Genomic DNA, 22,295 nt, shown 5'->3' on the forward strand with positions numbered 1-22,295 from the left:
ACAACTCGGACATATGTCTACGATTCGGGTGTGGACGAGGCGATCGAGCAGTTTTTTGCCAGCTTGCCGGCTCGTGCCCCCCGGGAGATGCGCAGCTCGATCGTCGGCACCCTGCGGATCGACCTCTCCGACGGCGACCGCACGGAGCACTGGGTGGTCCGGATGCGGCCGGGTGCCATCGAGGTCGACCGGGGACCGGCCGAGGCCGAATCAATCTGGTACTGCAGCGTGGATCTGTTCCACCGGTTGGTGACCGGGCGGGCCGAGGCCATGGCCACGCTGTTTCGCAACGAGAGCACCTTCAGCGGAAGAGTCGTGCTGTTCCTGGTCCTGCGGCGGTTGTTTCCGCCCGTGCCGGGCACCAAGGATCCGCGCACGAGGGCCCGCGAGCAGGCCGGGACGGCGCAGTGAAGGAACTGGTCAGCATCCTGGACGGCAACACCTTCCTGGTCAGCGACCGGGGTGGGGACGTCGAGCCCTCCCTGGACTTTCCGACCGGCCTGTTCGCCTTCGACACCCGGTTCCTCTCCACCTGGCTGCTGCTGCTCGACGGCGAGCGGTTGCAGCCGCTGTCCGTCGACGACGACGAGACCTACCGGACCCGCTATTTCCTCGTGCCGGGCGAACCCAGCCATTTCCTGGACACGAAGGTCTCCATCATCCGCAGCCGGGCCATCGGGGACGGCTTCGACGAGGAACTGACCGTGTTGAACCACTCCGGCCAGGAGATGACCTTCACCGTCCGTCTGGAGATCGCCGCTGATTTCGCCGACCTGTTCGAGATCAAGGACGTCCAGCCCAAGCAGGGCAGCCGCACCGTCAAGATCGAAGATGGTGCGCTGCGGCTGACCTACCGCCGGGAGGCCTTCCACCGCGAGACCCTGGTACGCAGCAGCACCCCTGTCGAGGTCGACAACGGGGGTATGACCTTCTCGATCCGGATCGAGCCGCACGGAGAGTGGACCACCCGGCTGAAGATCTCCACGGTGATCTACGGCGCGCGGGGCGAGGAGATCCGCAATCGACTGCCGTTGGCCGGCAGCCGCAGCACGGCGGCCATCCAGGCCGAGCGCGCGGAGATCATCGCCGACGCCCCCAAGCTCAACTGCAGCAGCGAGCCCATGGCCGTCGCGTACCGGCGCAGCCTGGAGGATCTGGCCTCGCTGCGGTACGAGTCGATCACCCTGGGGGTCCGGTTGATGGCCGCCGGACTGCCCTGGTTCATGACCCTGTTCGGCAGGGACAGCATCATCACCTCGCTTCAGGTGCTGCCCTTCCTGCCGGATATCGTTCCGCCCACCCTGATGATGTTGGCCGGGTTGCAGGGGTACCGGGTCGACGACTTCCGCGACGAGGAGCCCGGCAAGATCCTGCACGAGCTGCGCTACGGCGAGACCTCCGGATTCGAGGAACAGCCCCACTCGCCGTACTACGGTTCGGCCGACTCCACTGCCCTGTTCGTGATCCTGCTCGACGAGTACGAGCGATGGACCGGCGACAGCGGACTGATCAAGGAACTGGAGTACCCCACCCGGCTGGCGCTGGACTGGATCGACACGTACGGCGACCTGCTCGGTACCGGCTACCTCTGGTATGAGACCCGCAACAGCCGCAACGGGCTGGAGAACCAGTGCTGGAAGGACTCCTGGGACGGCATCTCCTACTCGGACGGGCGGCTGCCCGGCTTTCCCCGGGCCACCTGCGAACTCCAGGGCTACGCCTACGACGCCAAGCGGCGCGGCGCCCGGCTGGCCCGGCTGTTCTTCAACGACCCGCAGTACGCCGACCAGTTGGAGCGGGAGGCCGCCGCGCTCAAGGAGCGGTTCAACCGGGACTTCTGGCTGCCGGACCGGGAGTACTACGCGCTGGCGCTGGACCGCGACGGCACCCCGGTGGACGCCCTCAGCTCCAACATCGGGCACCTGCTGTGGAGCGGCATCGTCGATGAGTCGAGGGCCGGACGGATCGCCGAGCACCTGCTGGGGCCGCGACTGTTCTCCGGATGGGGGGTCCGCACCCTCGCCGACGACCAGGGTCGGTACAACCCGATCGGGTATCACGTCGGCACGGTCTGGCCCTTCGACAACTCGCTGATCGCCTGGGGCCTGTGGAGGTACGGCTTCCGCGAGGAGGCCGCGCAGATCTGCGAGTCGATGCTCGCCGCCTCGCACTACTTCAACGGTCGACTGCCGGAGGCCTTCGCCGGCTACGAACGCGACCTCACCGACTTCCCGGTGCAGTACCCGACGGCGTGCAGTCCCCAGGCATGGTCGGCGGGGACCCCCCTGCTGCTGCTGCGGATCCTGCTGGGGCTGGAACCCGAGGACGAGCACCTGATCATCGACCCGTACGTGCCGCAGGGGATGGGTCGGGTGGAACTGCTGGACATCCCCGGCCGGTGGGGGCGGGTGGACGCCCTGGGTCGCAGCCACGGCCGCGACGACAGGTGAGGGCGCGGACCCCTCAGCCGGCACATCCGACGGTGGCCGAGACGATCGTCTTGTCCGAGTGCAGTTGGACGAGCAACGCCACCCCGTTGCTGCGGTAGGCGTACACCTCGTCGGTGGCCACCACCGGGGTGCCACCGGCCAGCGGCGCCAGGGCGGCCTGCGGTGACCGGTCGGCCGCCGGGGCGGTGCCGCGCAGGGTACGTGCGGTCCCGCCCCCGGGGCAGGCGGACTGCACCGCCTCGGTCGGGTCGGTGACCGTGGCGCCGAGGGCGGCCAGCGCCCTGGCCAGCGCGTTCGACTCCGTGCTCGGAGCGATCCCCGGCAGCAGCGACGCGGGCATGGTGTCGGCCGGGCGGCAGCCCGTCTCCACGCTCAGCCGCACCCAGCCCTCGGCGGCGGCACGACCCTGGACGGTGACGAACTCCCCCGCGTCGGCGCGCAGCCGGGGACCCCCGGGGGTGAGTCGGATACCGGCCCGCCAGTCCGAGGGCAGTCCGTCGGCGATCCGTTCCAGCTGGGCCCGTTCCTCACCCGGCGGCACGGCCAGCTCCACGTGACTGCGCAGGATCGCACCCTCGGCGAACGGGGTCACCCGACAGCCCTGCTCGACCTCGGGTGGCGCCAGCGCGTACACCGTGCCGGAGGCCGCCGCGGCCAGCTCGCCGATCGCGGCCTCGACCCGCGGGGCCGCCTGGGCCAGGGTGCGCTGTTCGCGGACGGTGGGTGGATCGTTGCGGGCCGAGTACCAGGTCAGGCCGGCCAGCAGCACCGCCCAGGCCACGGTCGCCACGACCAGCCAGCGCGGCCAGCGGCTGCCGGGCTCGGGTGGCGGAGGGCCGGTGGGAGGGGCGTACCCCGTCTGGGCTGCACTGCTCACCGAGCCATGGTGTCACGCGCGACCGCGCCACCCGGGTCGGCCCGGCGGTCTCGCGCCTCAGGCCCGGCGGTCTCGGCCTCAGGCCGGGCCTTCGATGAGATCGCCGACCGGGCGCGGACCGTCGGGGGGCGTGGCCAGCCGGTAGCCGACCCCGCGAACGGTCTGCACCTGAGGGCCGCCGGTCAGGGCTCGCAGCTTGCGCCGCAGGCGCTTGATCGCGGAATGCAGGATCGCGGTGTCGCCGAGGTAGGCCCCACCCCACACGGAGGCGAACAGCCGCTCGTAGCTCCACAGGGTCATCGGCGGGCTGGCCAACCGGGCCAGCAACTCCCGTTCGGTACGGGTCAGCCCCACCGGTACGCCCCGCCAGGTGACCAGGTGCCCGGCGCGGTCGATCACCAGATCGGCCCAGCCACCCACCGCCCCGGGTCGGGTCTCGGCAACGCCGACCTCCGCCGGGTCGGGCTCCCCCGGCGGCTCGGGGAACATCGCCCGCAGTTGGGCCAGGTCAGCGCAGATCACCACCGGGCCCACCCCGTCGAGTCGTTGCACCACCCGCTGCCTGACAGCGGCGTCAGAACTGACGCAGACCAGGATCGGGATCTCCACACCGGACACGCTGCCTCCCCGAAAGCCCGCGCTGACCTGCGACTTCCCACCAATCGACAATGACGGCCACCGATGGCTTCGCCCGCTCAGCCTAACGGTCAGGATCGCGCCACGTCACTGACCGAGTACTGACTGACGCCTTCCATTGATCACTGATCGTCGGCGCAGAAGCATGACTCTCAGCGGCCGGGCACCACCTGTCACCCACACGTCCGACCGCTCCGCGGCGTCAGGCTCCGACCCGCGGGTGCCCGTCCCCGATCGGGGACGACGACGTGGGGAGGAACCTTTGTTCACACGACCATCCGCACGATCCACCTGGTGGCGGGCGGTGGCGGTGTCGACCGCCGCCCTGCTGGCCTGCACCGCCCAACCCGCGGTCGCCGCGGCGGCACCGCAACCCTCGCAGCGGGCGACGGTCGACCAGGCCCTGCTGGACCGATTCGCCACCACCGACAGCACGGCCTTCCTGGTCTACCTGCGGGAGACCGCACCGCTGGCCGAGGCCGCCAAGGCCCGCGATGCCGACGACCGGGCCCGTACGGTGCACCGGCTGCTCACCAGCACCGCCGAACGCAGTCAGGCCGACCTGCGCGAACTGCTCGACGATCGGAAGGTGCCGCACACCGCGTACTGGATCGCCAACGCGATCCGGGTAGAGGGCGACAAAGCGTTGCTCGACGAGATCGCCGGTCGGCCCGAGGTGTCCCGGATCGCGCCGAGTCGCAGCTACCCCCTGCTGCTGCCGACCTCCAGCGAGGCGACCCGGGCCCGTACCGCCGCCGTCGAGTGGGGGCTGACCAACATCGGCGCACCCCGGGTGTGGGAGGACTTCGGCGACCGCGGTGAGGGCATCGTGGTGGCCAACATCGACAGCGGGGTGCAGTACGACCACCCGGCGCTGGTCGCCTCCTACCGGGGCAACCTCGGCGGTGGCTTCGACCACGCGTACAACTGGTTCGACCCGGCCGGGGTCTGCACCGGCACCGCGCCCTGCGACAACAACGACCACGGCACCCACACCATGGGCACGATGGTCGGCGACGACGGCGCCGGCAACCAGATCGGGGTGGCACCGGGCGCGAAGTGGATCGCCGCCAAGGGTTGCGAGGCCCGCAGTTGCTCCGACGCCTCCCTGCTCGCCTCCGGCCAGTGGGTGCTCGCGCCGACCGACGCCAACGGCCAGAACCCCCGGCCGGATCTGCGCCCCGACATCGTGAACAACTCCTGGGGCGGTGACGGTGGTGACCCCTGGTACCAGCAGACCATCGCCGCCTGGCGGGCCGCCGGGATGTTCCCGGTCTTCTCCTCCGGCAACGACGGCCCGAGCTGCGGCAGCGCCGGCTCCCCCGGCGACAACGCGAACGCGTACGCGGTCGGGGCCTACGACGTGAACAACACCATCGCCAGCTTCTCCGGTCGCGGCTCCGGCACGGCCCTGATCAAGCCGAACATCGCCGCCCCCGGCAGCGGGGTCCGCTCCAGCGTCCGCAACGGGGGGTACGCCTCGTTCAGCGGCACCTCGATGGCCGCTCCGCACGTCTCCGGCACGGTGGCGTTGATGTGGTCCGCCGCGCCCAGCCTGCGCGGGGACATCGCCGCCACCGAGGAACTGCTGGACCGCACCGCCCGCGACGTCGACGCCACCACCTGCGGCGGCACCCCGGCCGACAACAACGTCTTCGGCGAGGGCCGGTTGGACGCCTACACGGCCGTACGCGACGCTCCCCGGGGCCCGATCGGTCGGGTCACCGGCCGGGTGACCGACGCGGCCGACGGCGACCCGATCACCGGCGCCACCGTGACCGACGGCACCCGCAGCACCAACACCGGCCCGGACGGTCGGTACGCGCTGAGCGTCCCGGCCGGCGAGAGCACCCTGACGGTCAGCGCCTACGGCTACGCCGGACAGACCGCGACCGTCACCGTCGCCGAGGGCGGCGCGGTGACCCGCGACTTCGCCCTGACCGCCAACCCCACGGTCACCGTGCAAGGCAAGGTCACCGACGGTTCCGGTCACGGCTGGCCCCTGTACGCCCGGATCGAGGTGCCCGGCCGACCCGGAGGGCCGGTCTTCACCGACCCGGTAACCGGGCGCTACTCCTTCACCGTGCCGGGTGGCACCTCGTACCGGCTGACCGTCACCGCGCGGTACCCCGGCTATCAGACCGTCACCCGCGAGGTGACCGTGGCCGGGCAGAACGTGACCGCCAACGTGGCCGTACCGGTCGAGGCGGGCTGCGTCGCGGCAGGCTACACGGGCAGCTTCAGCGCTCCCCTGCTGACGCAGAGCTTCGACGGCACCACCGCGCCCCCGGGCTGGTCGGTGAACAACCGCACCGCCTCCGGCGGGTGGGTCTTCACCGACGCCCGCTCACGCGGCAACCTGACCGGCGGCTCGGGTGGGTTCGCCATCATCGACAGCGACGCCCTGGGTAGCGGCAACACCCAGGACACCGACCTGGTCACCCCGCCGCTGGCGTTGTCCGGGGTGGGTGCGCCGGTGCTGCGCTTCCGCAGTGACTGGCGGGCGGTCGGCATCACCGACACGGCCGACATCGACGTCTCCACGGACGCCGGGGCCACCTGGACGAACGTCTGGCACCAGACCTCCAGCCGACGCGGCCCCCGGGTGGAGGAGGTGCCGCTGACCCCGGCCGCCAACGCCGAGTCTGCCCTGGTCCGCTTCCGGTTCAAGGGCACCTTCGCCTGGTGGTGGCAGGTGGACGACGTGGAGGTGGTCAACCGGGAGTGCACCCCGGTGCCGGGCGGACTGGTGGTGGGCAACACCACCGACCGCAACACCGGCGAGGCGATCAACGGGGTAAACGTGGTCAGTGTCCACCAGCCCGAGGACCGGGCGGTGTCGGCGGCCACCCCGGAGGACGAGGCCCAACCGGACGGCTTCTACTGGATCTTCTCGACCCTGACCGGTACTCATCCCTTCACCGCCAGCCGGACCCCGTACCAGCCGGTGACGAAGGATGTCGCCGTGGTCCAGGGCGGGGTGAAGCGGGCGAACTTCGCCCTCGGCGCCGGTCGGTTGACGGTCAGCCCGACCACCATCGAGTCGCATCAGCGGCACGGGGTGGTGCGGACCACCAAGGTGACCGTCCGCAACACCGGCAGCGCGCCGGCCGCGGTGGACCTGCTGGAGCGGTCCGGCGAGTTCGAGCTGCTCAACCAGGGTGGGGCAGCCCTGCACGAGCAGAAGATGAAGGGCATCAGCAAGGCCCGCACCGGTATCGCGTACGGCGGAGCCACGCCGGAGCCCGGCACCCGGGCCGCCGACGACGCCTGGAGTGACATCGCCAAACTGCCCGCCTCGGTCTACGACAACTCGGCGGCCTGGCTGGACGGCAAGGTCTACTCCGTCGGTGGCGGTGGCAGCACCGGCACCGAACGCAAGGCATGGGTGTACGACCCGGGAGCCAACGCCTGGAGCGCCCTGCCCGACCTGCCGGTGGCCCGGTCCAAGCCGGCCACGGCGGCGATCAACGGCAAGCTCTACGTGATCGGTGGATGGGGTGCCGGCGACGGCACGGTCGCCACGGTCGACGTCTTCGACCCGGCCGCCGGAACGTGGAGCACCGTCCCGGGTGCCACCAACCCGGCCCCGGTCGCCGCAGCCGGCACGGCGGTGCTCGGCGGCAAGGTCTACCTGGTCGGTGGCTGCGCCGATGCCACCTGCACGGACAGCGACCGGTTGGTGGTCTTCGACCCCGCTACGGGTTCTTTCCGTACCGGTGCCGCCTATCCCCACCCGGTGTCCTGGCTGTCCTGCGGCGGGATCGGGGCCTCGGTCTACTGCGCCGGTGGTACGGGCAGCACCGAGTACACCGACGCCCACCGGTACGACCCGGCAGCCGACTCCTGGAGCCCGCTGCCCAGCCTGCCGCTGGAGCTGTGGGGTTCCCAGTACGCCGCCGCCGGTGGCCTGCTGGTGCTGGCCGGTGGGGTGACCGCCGGGTCGACCACGGTCACCAACCGCACCGTCGGCTTCGACCCGGTCACCGGGGCCTGGCGTGACCTGCCCAACGCCAAGTTCGCCCGGTACCGGGGTGCCGCCGCCTGTGGGGCGTACAAGATCGGTGGTTCGCCCAGCTCCTTCGTGGGCAGCGCGGACAGTGAGCGGCTGGGTGGCCTGGAGCTCTGCGCGACCGCGGCGGATCTGCCCTGGTTGAGCAGTTCACCGAGCACCTTCACGCTGGCCCCGGGCGCCTCGAAGACGGTGACGGTGACCCTGGACGCCACCACTGAGGCGGGGGTGCTCCAACCGGGTCGGTACACCGGTGAGCTGGCGATCGCCTCCGACACCCCCTACCCGGTCACCCCGGTCTCGGTGGAGATGAACGTGTCGCCGCCGAACAACTGGGGCAAGATCCAGGGCACGGTCACGGGCACCACCTGTGGCGGGGTCACCGTGGGGATTCCGGCCACCGTCCGGGTGAACCTGATCTCGGCCGGTACCGGCACCACCCTGACCGCGGACGCCTCCGGCAAGTTCGCCTGGTGGCTGCCGCGCGGCCGGTACGAGGTGATCGTCGCCAAGGACGGGTGGGTGCCGCAGGTGCAGCGCCACCAGATCGAGGCCGGCATCGTGGGCACCCTGAACTTCGCCCTAGACCCGACGTCCAACTGCACCAGAGCAACCGGAATCTGATCCGACACATCCTGGTGGCCGCCGGTCGTGCATCGACCGGCGGCCACTGCTTTCGCGGCAGTCGAGCCGGTTGGTGCCAGTCCAGGCCTCATCGGGCCAGTCGAGCCCGTTGGTAACGGTCAAGCCCGCCCGATGTGCCTTTGGGGCACAGACCCCTTCCGTGCCCAGAAGTGACCCATCGGCAGGCCGATCACCTGGTCAACAAAGTGTCCGGGCGCATTGACCGGCAGCCCACCCATCCAGCTTTGCCCCGATCATTTGCGGACTCGCGTCACCGGCAGGGCATTCCCGGGTGGACCGATCGGGCGAGAATGATCACCTTCCTTGGCGATCCACCAAACATCACTTAGCGTTACCAGCAGGCCCTCAACGCGAACCCCCTCACATCCCCTGCTGCCTGGGAATCGACCCCTAATGCCCGAAGTCATCCTGACCGCGACGATTGCTGTGAGTAGTCTCGTGCTGCTCCTCATCGTCGGCTCCTTCGGGTACGGCTTTCTCCGCCCGGCGGTGGGCTACCAGCCCCGGCACGCGGCCCACCCGCCCCGTTTCGGCCCGGTACGCCCGGATGAGGTGGCCATCCTGATCGCCTGCCGCAACGGCGCCGCCACGATCGGCGCGACGGTACGGGCCGCCCGGGCCACCGGCAGCGACGTGTACCTGGTCTCGGACGACTCCACGGACGACACCGCCGAACTCGCCGCCCAGGCCGGCGCCTGGGTGCTGCCGTTGCTTCAGAACGTCGGCAAGCCGGCCGCCCTGCACACCGCGTACGAGGCCTTCGAACTCGGCCGTCGCTACCGTGCGGTGGCCATCCTCGACGACGACGTGGTGATCGCACCGGACTTCGTCACCGAGGCCCTGGACAAGCTGACCGACGAGGTCAGCATCGTGGTGGGACACAACGCCACCTGGTGGCCCCCGGAGCGACGGTGGAACCCGTGGCTGGCCAAGCGGGCCTACAGCTACTGGATGTACCAGGCGGTGATCCGCCGGATCCAGAGCCACTTCAACGTCATGAACTGCATCTCCGGCTCGAACTCCGTCTACCGGACCGAACTGCTGGACGAGGTGCTACCCACCCAGCCCCCGTACATCGTCGACGACACCTACTGGGTGTTGGAGACCCACCGGCGCAACCTGGGCCGGGTCGTCTACGCGCCCCGCGCCCTGGCCCACCTCCAGGACCCCACCAACCTGCGCGACTGGTACCGGCAGAACCTGCGGTGGATGTGGGGCACCTTCCAGGGGGTCATCGGCCACCGGGTGGGCCGGTACGCCACCCGCTTCGACTATGCGTACGTCCTGCTGATGGTGCACTGGCTGCTGTACGTCGCCGGTGGCCCGCTGACCCTGTGGCTGCTCGCCACCGCCGGGCCGGGCCTGCTGCCCGGCCTGGTGTTCCTGCTGATCGGCCAGGGCATCTGGGTGGGCATCGCCGCCTGGCGACTACGCCACTGGCAACTCCCACTCTTCCTGCCCGTGATCATCGTCGCTGACCTGTTGTACCGGGTGATCCTCGTACACGCCCTGGTGAAGGCGATCCGTCAACCCACGGTCGATCGGTGCGTCTGGGACTCCCCGGCCCGCATCGCCGTCGGGGCCAAGGGATGAGGGAGGTGAGAACATGTCCGCGAACCAGGACCTCCCGCTGACCGGCGCCTCTACCGCCGCCGTCGGCCTGATCGGCAGCATCCTGCTGGGGCTGGGTGCCCTGCTGGTGACCGTCGCCAACTGGGGCGCCAAGGCCCGCCGCAAGGTCAGCTGATCGAGCGCGCCAGCCTGAGGTGCAAGAACCACACACGGTACGGCCGTCGGGACGCCCCCGGCGGCCGTCCCCGTTCTCAGCTCAGCTCACGGCCGACGCAGCCAGGTCCCCGGATCAGTCACGAACACACCCTTACCCTGCCGCCGGTCGATCACCCCGAGGGCTTCGAGTCGCACGTTGACGAGTTGGATCGTCGAGGGGCTGACCTGGAACTGCTCGCAGAGCTGGGCGATCGAGGGCAGCTTGTCACCCGGCCTGTACTTCCCCGAGCGAACGTCGGCGATGATCTCGTCCGAGATGCGGATGTAATCCGGCGTGGATGGCATGGCACTCCTTGCGTGGCACCTCCGATTCGATCACGAGAGACACAAGGACGACAAGCTTCTCCACTTCCTTGCATACCTTGGCTTCCTTATATAAGTTGGCTGTCGAGCGCTCCTCGCGTGGCAACGAGCAGAGCTCAGTCCCCCAGTCGGGGTGGACCGCAGTGCCGGTCCACCCCGACACCCCCCTCGTTCTCGATGGGCGGGTGGAGCTGTGGCAGTGCAGCTGTCGCCACCCCGGGAGAAAGCACAGCTGCACTGCCACAGCTCCCGCGACACCGACCCAGCCAGCCAGACGGAGAGGGGTGAGCGACATGCGGGAGGTCGGCGGTGACGAGCGGGCTCGCTTCGTCGTACACCTGACCATCCGGGCGGCCGACCTGCCCGCCGCTCACCTGCTGGCCCGCGCCCTCACCCGCTCCCTGGGGTTCCTGCCCGAGGTGGTGACCGGCGAGACGACGATCTCGGTGGAGGGTGCGCCGGACGTACAGCATCAGGTGTTCTGTGACCGGTCGATGGGTCGGGGCCGGCGCTGTCTGCTGCGGCCCGGCCACGGCGGCGGCTGTTCCCGCCACCTGCTGCGTCCGCTGCCGCGCTGACCGGCGCCGCTCTGGGTGCGTTTGTTGTCGTCAGGGCAGCAACAAACGCACCCAGAGCCGACCGGCGATGTCAGCGGCAGAGATGACGCGTGGCCCGGGTCCCCCACGGATCAGGGGAGCCGGGCCACGCGGCGGGTGGTTCGTGGGTCAGTCGGCGACCGTTACGGTCACCTCGTTGATGCCCCGGGTGGCGGTGACGGCGATGTCGCCGTTGCCGTGGCGGGACAGCGCCCGCAGGGTCCAGTTGCCGGGGGCGGCGAAGAACCGGAACTGACCGGCCTGCGAGGTCACCACCTCGGCGGTGAACTCACCGGTCGAGTCGAGCAGACGGACGTACGCACCCGGCACCACATCGCCCTGCGCGGAGCGGACGACACCGGTGATGACGGTTTCCTTCTCCAGGTCGATGCTGGCGGGCAGGGGTGCCGCCTGATCCGGGGCGGCGCAACCGGCCGCGGTGGGTGCGGTCATCTCAGGCCTCCCCCGGCTCATCGCCGAGCGCGATCGGCACGCCGATCAGCGAGCCGTACTCGGTCCACGAGCCGTCGTAGTTCTTCACGTTGGGGTGGCCGAGCAGCTCCTGGAGGACGAACCAGCTGTGCGAGGAGCGCTCGCCGATCCGGCAGTAGGCGATGGTCTCCTTGCCGTCGTCCAGCCCCGCCTCGCCGTAGAGCTTGCGCAGCTCCTCGTCGGACTTGAAGGTGCCGTCCTCGTTGGCCGCCTTGGACCACGGCACGCTGATGGCGGTCGGGATGTGGCCACCGCGCTGCGCCTGCTCCTGCGGCAGGTGGGCGGGGGCCAGCAGGCGGCCGGCGAACTCGTCGGGGCTGCGCACGTCGACCAGGTTCTTGGTGCCGATCGCGGCGACGACCTCGTCGCGGAAGGCCCGGATGCTGTTGTCCGGCTCGCTGGCGACGTACTGGGTGGCCGGGCGGGTCACGGTGTCCTTGACCAGGGGCCGGGCGTCCAGCTCCCACTTCTTGCGACCGCCGTCGAGCAGCTTCACGTCGCGGTGGCCGTAGAGCTTGAAGTACCAGTACGCGTACGCGGCGAACCAGTTGTTGTTGCCGCCGTAGAGGATGACGGTGTCGTCGTTGCTGATCCCCTTCTCGGACAGCAGCGCCTCGAACTGGGCCTTGTTGACGAAGTCCCGCCGGACCGGGTCCTGCAGGTCGGTCTTCCAGTCGAGCTTGATGGCGCCGGCCAGGTGGCCGGTGTCGTAGGCCGAGGTGTCCTCGTCGACCTCGACGAAGACGACGCCCGGGGCGTCGAGGTTCTTCTCGGCCCATTCGGCCGAGACGAGTGCGGTGTCGCGACTCATCAGATCACTCCCTGGTGAGGATGGTGTGGTGAGCCAGCGCGCGGAGGTCTGGGATGTTGAAGTTGTCGCACCACGCGCGGGACCCAGAGCTAGGAACGGATCACGGGTTTGTGCGACGGCGCCGCTGCCGGGCGTCCGGTGAGGTGCACCGGGATAGAGGTACGCAAACCCCGAGTGCCGATTGGCCGCTACGCGGCCGGAGGCAGCCCCGCCGTCAGATGACGGGGCGACACAGGCAGGTGGCCACGCGGCACAGGTCGACCGCGCGCCGTTTGGTGAGGAGCGTCCCCATGAGCACGGAGCCTATCAGCGATCCCAGTCTTCTCCACCGGCCTGACCAGCATCCGGGATGCTGCGCCCGAGGTCAGCCCACCGAGTTGATCGGTACGTCTCGCGCGTCGGCGGTCACCGTCAGGCCCTGGGGCTGCGGGACCACCTCCCGGACGGTGAGCTGGAACGGCAACTCCGGCAGGGGTACGTCGATCGAGATGCTGCGGGCGAAGTTGTTCAGCAGGGTACGGGCCAGCGGGGCGCTGGGCAGCCCCTCGGCGTTCAGGTCGGCGAACCGCAGGGCGATCTGGCCCTCCTCGCTGACCACGATGTCCGCTACCCCGGTGACGGTGAGCTGTTGGCCGAGGACCTCCAGGGGGGCGGTGACGGCGAGCTGCCCGTTGCGTTCGCCGAGCACCAGTCCTTCCCGGTCGAGCAGGGCGGCCAGGCTCTGGTAGCTGATGGTGGCGGTGCCGTTGACCGTCTCGGCCACCACGTCGCCCTGACCGGTGCGCAGGGTCTGCAGCGAGGCCCGTACGTTGCGGGCGTCCACGTCGAGGCTGGGCAGGGAGACCGCGTCACCCTGCACCGCGCCCTGCACGTCGCGCATCCGGATGGTGATGCGCTCGTACCGCCCGTCGAGGACCTGGTTGAGGAAGGGGAAACCACCCACCTCGACCTCCGGCGGCGAGGACTGGGCATTCTGCCGGGCCACCTGTTCGCGGACCTCGTCGGCGATGGTGCGCTCGGCCACCCCGGCCGCCACCCGGTCGGCGATGAAGATCAGCCCGGCCAGGACCAGCAGCAGGACGACGAATCCGATCAGTATCCTGCCGCCGCGTCGCCGCGGTCGCCGTCCGGACGTCTGCTCGTGGTCCACGCCGCCTCCTTGGCTTCCCGTACGCCGTCTCGTCTTCACGTACGCCGTTGCCCGCGCGCACGGTGGTACCCGGAGTCCGTTTCACTCAATCACGCCCTCGGCGCGACCGGTCACAGCAGCAGCCGACACATCAGGTAGGCCGCCGGTGCTGTCATCGCGAGGGCGGCCAGCGGCCCCTGCACGTGCTGGGCCGCCCAGGCGGTGGGGGGTTCACCCGCCATCAGCCGACCGGCCTCGGCGTAGCTGACGGCCAGGTCGGCCAGCACGGCGACGACCGCCGCGACCAGCCCGAGGATCGCGGCCCTGGTCGGGGTGAAGGGGGTGACCAGGTAGCTGCCGAGCACCGCGCCGAACAGGGTGCCCACCATCGCGCCACCGACCACCCCGGCGGCCCCCCGCGGCACCTGGGGCGCCAGGCGGGGCCAGGCGGCGAAGGCGTCCGTCGCGCGGGCTATCGCCACCGCCACCGCGCCCGCGGTCAGGCAGACGACGATGGCCTGGGTGCCGGCGGGAATCCGGCTGAGCACGATCAGGGTGGCGAAGGCCACCGCCCCGAACATGATGGTGGCCGTGGTCCGCAGGGAGTCGGTGACCCGCACCCGGTCCACCCGGCGCACCAACTGCCCCAGCACGGCTACCAGCACCGCGCCGATCGCGATGAGGAACAGCGGCCCGATCCGGGCTGTGGAGCTGCGTACCGCGACCACGTCGGCGGCCAGGGCGGTCAGGGCGCCGACCCCCAGCACCACCGCCACCGCCGGTGGCCGGGTGACCATCGTCCAGCCCAGCACGAACAGCAGTTGCACCGTGAGCACCACGATGGTGAAGGGCAGCCGGTGGTCGGGCCCGGAGGTGTACGCGCCGAGGACCAGACCGAGGCCGAGCAGGAGGGCGAACCCGGCGATGGCCAGGGAGAGTTGCCGACTCACCTCGACCGGCGGCTCCGTCTCCTCCTCGTCCGCATCGTCGAGCGCCTCGTCTGAGCGGCGTGCCGAGCCGCCACGGCGCAGGCGTCGAGGGCCGCCGGAGCGACGACGGTCGTCGTTGGCCACGGCCGGGCCGGCCGACGGTGCCGCGCCACCGCCTGGGGGCAGGTCGTCCGCCCAGGGCTCGCGGCCGGTCTCGGGTGAGCTGGAGGGAACCACCCACCGATCGTGCCAGACCGGGCCGTCAACGCGGGTGTCCCGGTTTCCGCCAGGTTAAAACCTGGGCCGCGATCCGGGGGCAGATAGGGCGAACAGGAAATCACGCCCGGGCCCCGCGCAGCCGATCAGTTACGCTCTTGCCGAAACCCGCCCGTCAGCGACGCCGGGACCCACGGATGTTCCCAGCGCCATATCCGTCAAGGAGTGCCGCTGGTCGCGCGCGGCCGCACGGGGCCGCCGGGACGGAGGTGATCGTGGAGATCCTGCTGCTGGTTACCGCACGAGCAGGCGAACCATCCGCAGTACTGCCGGCACTGGACCTGCTGCCACACTCGGTGCGCACCGCACCTCGCGACGTCCGTACCCTCGTCGCCGGTCCGAGTCCCGACGCAGTTCTGGTCGACGCCCGGTCCGAGTTGAGCGAGGCGCGGGCCACCTGTCGGATGTTGCACGCGACCGGGCTCGGCGTACCGCTGGTGGCGGTGGTGACCGAGGCCGGGTTGATCGCGTTGAACGCCGACTGGGGAGTGGACGACGTCATCCTCGCCTCCGCCGGTCCCGCCGAGGTCGAGGCCCGGCTGCGGCTCGCGGTCGGCCGGCTCAGCAACGCGACCGCCGGGGTCGGCGGCTCCATCCGGGCCGGCGAGCTGATGATCGACCCGGACACCTACGCCGCGAAGCTCAAGGGTCGCCCGCTCGACCTGACCTACAAGGAGTTCGAGCTGCTCAAGTTCCTCGCCCAGCACCCGGGCCGGGTCTTCACCCGGGACCAGCTGCTGCGCGAGGTCTGGGGGTACGACTACTTCGGCGGCACCCGGACGGTCGACGTGCACGTCCGGCGGCTGCGGGCCAAGCTCGGCTCGGAGTACGAGTCGATGATCGGCACGGTACGCCAGGTGGGCTACAAGTTCGTCGTCCCGTCCTCGCGTGGCTCGCTGTCCGAGGCCACCGACCCGACCTCGCTCGTCGCCCGACCGGTCACCGTCGAGGGCTAATTCCCTATATGCCCCTTTTGGGCAACTCGGCAGTCATATCGTGACTGCCGAGTTGGCCAGTGGGAGGGGCAGCGGTGCGCGGTTACCAAGGAAGCACGGCCCGGGTGCTCGGGATCATCACGCTCGTCGTGACGGCGGTGCTCGGTTCGGCGTACCTGCTGGGTCGGAGCCTGGTCCCCGATCCACCGCGCCACGGATCGGCGGTCACCGTGACCGGCGCGGACCATCCCCAGTACGCCGACCAGTCCGCGCCCGCCGAGCCCGACCCCGGCCGCGACCACCCGACGGAGAGCCCTCCGGCCGAGGTTCCCGAGGCGCCGGGACAGGACCCGAACTTCGGTCCGATGGGTACCCGGCTGAGCACCGGCACCAACGAGATAGCACTGACCTTCGACGACGGCCCGCACCCGGACTACACCCCGCAGGTGCTGGCCATCCTGCGCGAGTACCACGTCACGGCCACCTTCTGCGTGGTCGGACAGAACGCCCAGAGCTACCCGTGGCTGGTCCAGCAGATCGTCGCCGAGGGCCACACCCTGTGCAACCACAGCTGGAACCATGACGTGGGCCTGGGCGCCCGGTCACCGGAGCGGATCCGGGACGACCTGCTGCGTACCAGTGCCGCGATCCACGCCGCCGCGCCGGAGGCACCCGTCACCTGGTACCGGCAGCCCGGTGGGGCCTGGACCTACCCGGTCATCTCCGCCAGCCGGGAACTCGGGATGACCCCCCTGCACTGGAACCTGGACCCCTCGGACTGGCGGGCCCCCGGCGCGGCCACGATCGCCGCGGTGGTGCTGGCGGAGGCCCGTGCCGGGTCGATCGTGCTGTTGCACGACGCGGGCGGCGACCGGCAGGGCACCGTCGACGCGCTCTACCACATCCTGCCCGAGTTGACCGCCCGGTTCGATCTCCACGCCCTGCCGAACCACGGCACCTGAGGAACCTCCCGGTCCCCCGCCCTCGGCGGATACCGTTTCGATGATGAGTGAGCAGACACAGACCGGCCGACCCGGAACCCAGGTGAGTCGGCTGGACCGGCTCGACGCCACGCAGATCGCCGAGGTCCTCGCCCTGGCCGGGGCAGCCGGTGACACCGACGGCGCGGACCCGCTGGACGAACAGATCCTGCTCCGGCTCCGCGACGAGCGGGCCCCGGCGATCCACCTGACCGCCCGCGCCGCCGACGGCACCTTGACCGGGTACGCCCACCTGGACACCGCCGACCCCGACTCCGGGGTGGGGGTGGGGGTGGTCGTGCATCCGGCGTACCGGCGGCGGGGCACCGGTCGGGCCCTGGCCCGGCAGGTGCTGGCCACCGAGGCCCGGCCACTGCGGGTGTGGGCGCACGGCGACCACCCCTCGGCCGCCGCCCTCGCGGTCGACCTCGACTTCCGTCGGGCCCGGGTGCTCTGGCAACTGCGTAGGCCACTGACCGCACCCCAGCCCGAACCCCGCCTGCCCGACGGGGTGATCCTGCGCGCCTTCCGCCCCGGCGCGGACGACGAGGCCTGGCTGACGCTCAACGCCCGCGCCTTCGCCGACCACCCCGAGCAGGGCCGGTGGAGCGCCGATGACCTGCGGGTACGCCTGGCCGAGCCGTGGTTCGACCCGGCCGGATTCCTGCTGGCGGTGGAGTCGACGACCGGCCGGCTACGCGGCTTCCACTGGACGAAGGTGCACGAGCGCCCCGGCTCGGCCCACATCGGTGAGGTGTACGTGCTGGGGGTGGATCCCTCGGCGCACGGCGGCGGGCTGGGCCGGGCCCTGACCACGGCCGGACTGAACCACCTGCGGGAGCAGCGCGGCCTGGATCGGGTGATGCTCTACGTCGACGAGTCGAACACCGCGGCCATGGCCCTCTACGAGCGGACCGGGTTCGCCCGCTGGTCCGCCCACGTCAACTACCAGCTCGACTGAGGCTGGTTCAGCGCAGGTAGAACCGGGGTCGGTCCGGGTCGGACAGGTCCAGCCGGGGCATGATCGGGGTGGCCGCGTCCCGGGCCGAGGCGGCGCGCACCACCGCGTCCAGGTCCGGGCAGGCGGCCACCTCACTCAGGGTGACCAGGGTGGGCGGGAGCATGGTCAGCTCACCGGCCCGGGCGCGTTCGCAGGCCTCGCCGGGCCGCATCCAGAGGGTGTGGTCGGCCTCCCGGGAGACGTCCCGGGTCCGTTGTCCCTCCGGCAGCAGGGCCACGAAGAAGTACGTGTCGAAGCGGCGCGGCTCGAACTCCGGGGTCACCCAGCGGCTCCACGGCAACAGCAGGTCCGACCGGAGGGTGAGCCCGCGGCGGGCCAGCAGTTCGGCGAAGCCGGTACGGCGCTGCTCCAGATCGTCGCGAGCGACCTCCCAGCCCTCGTCGCTGACATCACCGACCACCCGGCTCGGGTCCGGCCCGGCGAGCAGCACCCCGGCCTCCTCGAAGACCTCCCGGGCCGCCGCGCAGACGACCGCCTGGGCGGCGGCCGGGGTCAGGGCCAGGGTCTCCCCCCAATTCGCCGGCTCCGGGCCCGCCCAGTCCACATGAACGGTGGAGTCCGAGGGGTCCACCCCGCCGCCGGGGAAGGCGTACATGCCGCCGAAGGCCATCGCGGCCACCCGACGGATCAGGTACGCCTCGAAGCCCTCCGGGGCCGGGCGCAGCAACAGCACGGTGGCCGCCACCCGGGGTATCGCCGGCCGGTTGCCACTGGTCGAGAAACGGCGAGCATGTTCCACCACCGCGGGCGGGGCCGAGTAGCCACGGTCTTTCGTCATCGCCAGCAGCCTAGCCGGGCCCGGTCTCGACGGGTGGATCAGCCGTACGACCCAGTGGTGATCTTCGGTAGCGTCACGCCATGACTCGTTGGGGCATCCTGGCCACCGGCCACATCGCCGCCCGTTTCGCCGAGGACCTCCGGCTGGTGCCGGGGGCCGAACTGGTGGCGGTCGGCTCACGTACCGCCGAGAGCGCGCAGCGCTTCGCCGACCGGCACGGCGCGGCCCGGGCGTACGCCTCCTGGGAGGAGTTGGCCGCGGACACCGACCTGGACGTGATCTATGTGGCTACCCCGCATGTGGCGCACTACGACGCGGCCCGCACCTGCCTGGCCGCCGGGCGTCCGGTGTTGCTGGAGAAGCCGTTCACCCTGGACCTGCCCACCAGCACCGAACTGGTCGAGACCGCTCGGGCGGCCGGAGTCTTCCTGATGGAAGCGATGTGGATGCGGTGCAACCCGCTCATCCTGCGGGTCTGCGAGCTGGTGGCGGAGGGCGCGATCGGGCGGGTGACCAGCGTCCGGGCCGACTTCGGCCTGGCCGGGCCGTTCCCGCCGGAGCACCGGATGCGGGCCCGCGCGCTGGGCGGTGGCGCCCTGCTGGATCTCGGCATCTATCCGGTGAGCCTGGCCCACCTGCTGCTCGGGGCGCCCCAGCAGGTGCGCTCCTGGGCGAAGCTGGGCCCGGAGGGCACCGACGAGAACACCGCAATGATCCTCGGGTACGACTCGGGTGCCGTCGCCACCCTGAGCTGCGGAATCGTCGGTCCCACCGGAGCCGCCGCGTCGATCACCGGCACCGCCGGACGGATCGACCTGCCCGATCCCTTCTTCCGGCCGGCGGCCGTCCAGCTGCACCGCGAGGGTGCCGAGACGGAGACCTTCACCGCCGACCTGGTCGGCTCCGGCTACCAGTACGAGGCCATCGAGGTGCAGCGCTGCCTGGCCGAGGGGCTGACCGAGAGCCCCCTGGTGCCGCACTCCGCCACTCTGGAGATCATGGGGCTGCTCGACGAGGTACGGGCCCAGATCGGGGTCTCGTACCTCTGATCGGGTGTTGATAAGGGGCCCCTGTCCTACGACAGGGGCCCCTTTCCCTACCGCTCAGCTGAACAGGGGGCGGACCAGGAAGTACATCAGGGCGCCGATCGAGCCGGCGGCCGGAAAGGTCAGGATCCAGGCGCCGACGATGTTGCCGGCCACCCCCCACCGGACGGCGGAGAGCCGCTTGGTGGCGCCCACCCCCATGATCGCCGAGGTGATCGTGTGGGTGGTGGAGATGGGGGCGCCGAGGACCAGGGCGTTGAAGTAGAGCACCCCACTGGCCACCGTCTCGGCCGCGAAGCCCTCCGGGGGCCGCAGGTCGATGATCTTCCGACCCAGGGTGCGGATGATCCGCCAACCACCGGCGTAGGTACCGGCGGCCAGCACGGCGGCCGAGGTCCAGAAGGCCCACTCCGGAATGTGGGTGGGGTCGTTCTGGTAGCCGCCGACGAAGAGGGCGAGCACCACGATGCCGATGGTCTTGGCCGCGTCCTGCATGCCGTGACCGACCGACATGGCCGCCGCCGAGGCGGTCTGGGCCCACCGGAAGCCCCGGTTCAGCTTGCCCGGGTGGCCGTTACGGAAGATCCACTGCACAGCGACCATCACGATGTAGCCGAGGACGAAGCCGACCATCGGCGACAGGATCATCGGGATGATCACGCTCTCGCCGATGCCCTTCCAGAGCACCGTGCCACTGGCCGCGACGGTCGAGCCGACCAGACCACCGATCAGGGCGTGCGAGGACGAGGAGGGCAGGCCGAAGTACCAGGTGATGAGGTTCCAGACGATCGCGCCGATCACACCGGCGAAGACGATGCCGAGGCTGGACACCCCGGTCGGCAACTCGACCAGGCCGCTGCCGACGGTCTTGGCCACCTCGGCGCCGAAGTGGGCGCCGATGAAGTTGCCGATCGCCGCCATGCCCAGGGCCACCCGTGGTGTCAGGGCCCGGGTGGAGATGCTTGTCGCGATCGCGTTGGCAGCGTCGTGGAAGCCGTTGGTGTAGTCGAACACCAGGGCTACCCCGATCACCGCCAGCACCGCGATGAGCTCGGGACTCACAGGCTCAGGACTCCTTGACCGCGATGGTCTCGACGGTGTTGGCCACGTGCTCGAAGGCGTCGCAGGCGGCCTCCAACTCGTCGGCGACCTCCTTCATCTTCAGCACGGTCAACGCGTCGTACTCGCCGGAGAAGAGGCGGACCAGCAGCATCCGGTACGCCTGGTCACCGTCGTTCTCCAGCCGATTGATCTCGATCCAGTAGTCCTCGAGGTCCTTCATCGACTTCAGCCGGGGCATCGCCTCGGCGGTCAGCTTCGCCTGCTGGTCAAGCACGTTCACCAGCTCGTGCATCTCCCGGGGCAGCGAGGGCAGCTTGGTCAGCCCGTAGAGGTAGAGCAGGTTGCCCACCGCCTCCAGGTGGTCCATCACGTCGTCGAGCAGGGAGCCGAGTCGGTAGATGTCCTCCCGGTCGAACGGGGTGACGAAGGTCGAGTTGATCTTCTTGTACAGCTCGTGGGTGATCTTGTCGCTGTCGTGCTCGACCTCGGTCAGCCGCTCACTGACCGACTGCACCTCGACATCAGGCAGGGCAAGCTCGTTGAGCAGCGCGGTACCCCGGACCAGGTTCTGCGCGGCCCTGGTGAAGAGCTCGTAGAAGGCGCCCTCGTTGGGGCGGAAGGAAAACCTCACAGCACGGACCTCGTCGTGTCGGCGGAAGGGGTGTCAGCGCGCTGTCCGGCGCCCTGCTGAGGGAATGCTAGGGAACGCCCGGACCCGCGATTCGGCGGCCCACCCCTGGTCAGGTGTCATTCACCGGCCGTTCAACTTCCGTTCACCTTCGTCGTCCCGCCGGCCCCACCAGTGGCCCCCTGGTGCCGCCGGAGGCCGAAGGCGAGCGGTGGATACCGGGGAGAAAGGGTGTCGAACGTCTCACGCCGTCGTGCGCCATCGCTGCATCATCACCCGTGACCGACTCATCCGCTCGGCGTCGGCGAAATCCGCGGCGGACGAAGACCGGCCAGGTCCGTTCGCCTGGGTCAGAGCACCAGGGCAAGCCACTTACGATACGAGGTGGCGAAGGGCTCCGTGCCGTCGCCCAGGGCGGTGAGCAGCCAACGGGCCGCCGCCTCGGCCTCGACCACGAGATCGTCCGGGTAGCCGAACCGGGCCCGGTGCTCGGCGAACTCGTCCTCGTCGCGCAACTCGACCAGGCCGGTCTCCCGCCGCCGCACCACGTCGAGGTCCAGGTCGACCAGGTGCACGGTGTCCTCCCCCTCCCAGCGGGCCGGGGTGGCGATGTCGCAGTAGACCTCGCTGGTGCGCGGTGGCGGATTGAACATCGTCGTCCACCAGGCCTGGTGCGGCACCAGCAGGACGAAGGGGATCTGCTCCACCGAGGGACGACCGTGATAGACCGAACTGGTGCCGGCCGGCACCCCGAGCCAGATGCCGAGGTCGTCCTCTGTCAGGCGACGGGCCGGATAGTCCCGGTGAGCGCTGCCGTCGTACTTGCGGTAGATCACACGGACCAGGTCGCTCGGCATGATTCGCACCCTAACCGATTACGCCCACGCGGCGCCGTCGGGAA

General features: G+C 70.5%; 22 protein-coding genes. 10 read left to right on the plus strand and 12 right to left on the minus strand.

What is annotated here, in order from left to right:
• Positions 1–30: 30 nt before the first annotated feature.
• Positions 31–411, plus strand: coding sequence for an SCP2 sterol-binding domain-containing protein (locus ACLQ2T_RS04090; protein ID WP_425764620.1), 381 nt, complete (start codon positions 31–33; stop codon positions 409–411).
• Positions 408–2,450 carry a glycogen debranching N-terminal domain-containing protein gene (locus ACLQ2T_RS04095; protein ID WP_425764621.1) on the plus strand — a complete coding sequence of 681 codons (2,043 nt, stop codon included), beginning with the start codon at positions 408–410 and terminating at the stop codon, positions 2,448–2,450. The genes ACLQ2T_RS04090 and ACLQ2T_RS04095 overlap by 4 nt, the downstream gene beginning before the upstream one ends.
• 13 nt (positions 2,451–2,463) lie before the next feature.
• Here the strand turns inward: ACLQ2T_RS04095 and ACLQ2T_RS04100 are convergent, their stop codons facing one another.
• Together ACLQ2T_RS04100 and ACLQ2T_RS04105 are read right to left on the minus strand one after the other, a co-directional pair.
• Entirely contained in the window at positions 2,464–3,327 is an 864-nt protein-coding gene (locus ACLQ2T_RS04100; RefSeq protein WP_425764622.1) for a hypothetical protein, read from the minus strand.
• Positions 3,328–3,405: 78 nt separating this feature from the next.
• Positions 3,406–3,945: a winged helix-turn-helix domain-containing protein gene (locus ACLQ2T_RS04105; RefSeq protein ID WP_425764623.1), complete on the minus strand. Its 540-nt coding sequence runs from the start codon at positions 3,943–3,945 to the stop codon at positions 3,406–3,408.
• 280 nt (positions 3,946–4,225) lie between these two features.
• On the opposite strand from ACLQ2T_RS04105, the gene ACLQ2T_RS04110 reads away from it, so the two are divergent.
• From ACLQ2T_RS04110 to ACLQ2T_RS04120, 3 genes are all read left to right on the plus strand, one after another.
• Positions 4,226–8,599 carry a S8 family serine peptidase gene (locus tag ACLQ2T_RS04110; protein ID WP_425764624.1) on the plus strand — a complete coding sequence of 1,458 codons (4,374 nt, stop codon included), beginning with the start codon at positions 4,226–4,228 and terminating at the stop codon, positions 8,597–8,599.
• 447 nt (positions 8,600–9,046) lie between these two features.
• Positions 9,047–10,213 carry a glycosyltransferase gene (locus ACLQ2T_RS04115; protein WP_425764625.1) on the plus strand — a complete coding sequence of 389 codons (1,167 nt, stop codon included), beginning with the start codon at positions 9,047–9,049 and terminating at the stop codon, positions 10,211–10,213.
• A gap of 13 nt (positions 10,214–10,226) precedes the next feature.
• On the plus strand, positions 10,227–10,367 hold the full coding sequence (locus ACLQ2T_RS04120) for a hypothetical protein (RefSeq protein ID WP_425764626.1): 141 nt from the start codon (positions 10,227–10,229) through the stop codon (positions 10,365–10,367).
• An 86-nt stretch (positions 10,368–10,453) separates the two neighbouring features.
• On the opposite strand, the gene ACLQ2T_RS04125 is transcribed toward ACLQ2T_RS04120, so the two are convergent.
• Positions 10,454–10,693 carry a winged helix-turn-helix domain-containing protein gene (locus tag ACLQ2T_RS04125; protein ID WP_425764627.1) on the minus strand — a complete coding sequence of 80 codons (240 nt, stop codon included), beginning with the start codon at positions 10,691–10,693 and terminating at the stop codon, positions 10,454–10,456.
• 311 nt (positions 10,694–11,004) lie between these two features.
• Between ACLQ2T_RS04125 and ACLQ2T_RS04130 the strand changes: the two genes are divergently transcribed.
• A complete protein-coding gene (locus ACLQ2T_RS04130) occupies positions 11,005–11,289 on the plus strand; it encodes a hypothetical protein (protein ID WP_425764863.1) in 285 nt (94 codons plus the stop codon).
• A gap of 147 nt (positions 11,290–11,436) precedes the next feature.
• Here the strand turns inward: ACLQ2T_RS04130 and ACLQ2T_RS04135 are convergent, their stop codons facing one another.
• The 5 genes from ACLQ2T_RS04135 to ACLQ2T_RS04155 form a co-directional block, all read right to left on the minus strand.
• Entirely contained in the window at positions 11,437–11,760 is a 324-nt protein-coding gene (locus tag ACLQ2T_RS04135; protein WP_425764628.1) for a DUF1416 domain-containing protein, read from the minus strand.
• A gap of 1 nt (position 11,761) precedes the next feature.
• Positions 11,762–12,610 carry a sulfurtransferase gene (locus ACLQ2T_RS04140; RefSeq protein ID WP_425764629.1) on the minus strand — a complete coding sequence of 283 codons (849 nt, stop codon included), beginning with the start codon at positions 12,608–12,610 and terminating at the stop codon, positions 11,762–11,764.
• Positions 12,611–12,824: 214 nt separating this feature from the next.
• Complete coding sequence (locus ACLQ2T_RS04145; RefSeq protein ID WP_311202345.1) at positions 12,825–12,902, minus strand: Ms5788A family Cys-rich leader peptide; 78 nt, start codon at positions 12,900–12,902, stop codon at positions 12,825–12,827.
• Positions 12,903–12,974: 72 nt separating this feature from the next.
• Entirely contained in the window at positions 12,975–13,760 is a 786-nt protein-coding gene (locus ACLQ2T_RS04150) for a DUF2993 domain-containing protein (RefSeq protein ID WP_425764630.1), read from the minus strand.
• A 110-nt stretch (positions 13,761–13,870) separates the two neighbouring features.
• Complete coding sequence (locus ACLQ2T_RS04155; RefSeq protein WP_425764631.1) at positions 13,871–14,905, minus strand: hypothetical protein; 1,035 nt, start codon at positions 14,903–14,905, stop codon at positions 13,871–13,873.
• A gap of 254 nt (positions 14,906–15,159) precedes the next feature.
• Here ACLQ2T_RS04155 and ACLQ2T_RS04160 point away from each other — a divergent pair, with 254 nt between their 5' ends.
• The 3 genes from ACLQ2T_RS04160 (at position 15,160) to mshD (ending at position 17,820) form a co-directional block, all read left to right on the plus strand.
• On the plus strand, positions 15,160–15,900 hold the full coding sequence (locus ACLQ2T_RS04160) for a winged helix-turn-helix transcriptional regulator (RefSeq protein WP_327023883.1): 741 nt from the start codon (positions 15,160–15,162) through the stop codon (positions 15,898–15,900).
• 74 nt (positions 15,901–15,974) lie between these two features.
• On the plus strand, positions 15,975–16,841 hold the full coding sequence (locus ACLQ2T_RS04165) for a polysaccharide deacetylase family protein (protein WP_425764632.1): 867 nt from the start codon (positions 15,975–15,977) through the stop codon (positions 16,839–16,841).
• Between the two features lie 43 nt (positions 16,842–16,884).
• Positions 16,885–17,820: a mycothiol synthase gene (mshD, locus tag ACLQ2T_RS04170; protein ID WP_425764633.1), complete on the plus strand. Its 936-nt coding sequence runs from the start codon at positions 16,885–16,887 to the stop codon at positions 17,818–17,820.
• Between the two features lie 7 nt (positions 17,821–17,827).
• Here the strand turns inward: mshD and ACLQ2T_RS04175 are convergent, their stop codons facing one another.
• The gene (locus ACLQ2T_RS04175; RefSeq protein ID WP_425764634.1) at positions 17,828–18,658 is read right to left on the minus strand and encodes an NUDIX hydrolase; all 831 of its coding nucleotides are present in this window, start codon (positions 18,656–18,658) and stop codon (positions 17,828–17,830) included.
• 80 nt (positions 18,659–18,738) lie between these two features.
• Here ACLQ2T_RS04175 and ACLQ2T_RS04180 point away from each other — a divergent pair, with 80 nt between their 5' ends.
• Positions 18,739–19,707: a Gfo/Idh/MocA family protein gene (locus ACLQ2T_RS04180; protein WP_425764635.1), complete on the plus strand. Its 969-nt coding sequence runs from the start codon at positions 18,739–18,741 to the stop codon at positions 19,705–19,707.
• 54 nt (positions 19,708–19,761) lie between these two features.
• Here ACLQ2T_RS04180 and ACLQ2T_RS04185 read toward each other — a convergent pair whose 3' ends face one another.
• The 3 genes from ACLQ2T_RS04185 to ACLQ2T_RS04195 form a co-directional block, all read right to left on the minus strand.
• On the minus strand, positions 19,762–20,766 hold the full coding sequence (locus tag ACLQ2T_RS04185; protein WP_425764636.1) for an anion permease: 1,005 nt from the start codon (positions 20,764–20,766) through the stop codon (positions 19,762–19,764).
• 4 nt (positions 20,767–20,770) lie between these two features.
• The gene (locus tag ACLQ2T_RS04190; protein ID WP_425764637.1) at positions 20,771–21,397 is read right to left on the minus strand and encodes a DUF47 domain-containing protein; all 627 of its coding nucleotides are present in this window, start codon (positions 21,395–21,397) and stop codon (positions 20,771–20,773) included.
• A gap of 347 nt (positions 21,398–21,744) precedes the next feature.
• A complete protein-coding gene (locus ACLQ2T_RS04195) occupies positions 21,745–22,251 on the minus strand; it encodes a DUF402 domain-containing protein (protein ID WP_425764638.1) in 507 nt (168 codons plus the stop codon).
• Positions 22,252–22,295 lie beyond the last annotated feature (44 nt).

The organism is Micromonospora sp. DT229, assembly GCF_049844505.1.
In the GTDB taxonomy this organism is placed as follows: Bacteria; Actinomycetota; Actinomycetes; order Mycobacteriales; family Micromonosporaceae; genus Micromonospora.

Coding starts and splice junctions, on each gene's coding strand:
- ACLQ2T_RS04125 (WP_425764627.1), bottom strand. CDS start 10,693: ATGCCATCCACGCCGGATTACATCCGCATCTCGGACGAGATCATCGCC.
- ACLQ2T_RS04140 (WP_425764629.1), bottom strand. CDS start 12,610: ATGAGTCGCGACACCGCACTCGTCTCGGCCGAATGGGCCGAGAAGAAC.
- ACLQ2T_RS04130 (WP_425764863.1), top strand. CDS start 11,005: ATGCGGGAGGTCGGCGGTGACGAGCGGGCTCGCTTCGTCGTACACCTG.
- ACLQ2T_RS04175 (WP_425764634.1), bottom strand. CDS start 18,658: ATGACGAAAGACCGTGGCTACTCGGCCCCGCCCGCGGTGGTGGAACAT.
- mshD (WP_425764633.1), top strand. CDS start 16,885: ATGAGTGAGCAGACACAGACCGGCCGACCCGGAACCCAGGTGAGTCGG.
- ACLQ2T_RS04135 (WP_425764628.1), bottom strand. CDS start 11,760: ATGACCGCACCCACCGCGGCCGGTTGCGCCGCCCCGGATCAGGCGGCA.
- ACLQ2T_RS04195 (WP_425764638.1), bottom strand. CDS start 22,251: ATGCCGAGCGACCTGGTCCGTGTGATCTACCGCAAGTACGACGGCAGC.
- ACLQ2T_RS04145 (WP_311202345.1), bottom strand. CDS start 12,902: ATGGGGACGCTCCTCACCAAACGGCGCGCGGTCGACCTGTGCCGCGTG.
- ACLQ2T_RS04180 (WP_425764635.1), top strand. CDS start 18,739: ATGACTCGTTGGGGCATCCTGGCCACCGGCCACATCGCCGCCCGTTTC.
- ACLQ2T_RS04120 (WP_425764626.1), top strand. CDS start 10,227: ATGTCCGCGAACCAGGACCTCCCGCTGACCGGCGCCTCTACCGCCGCC.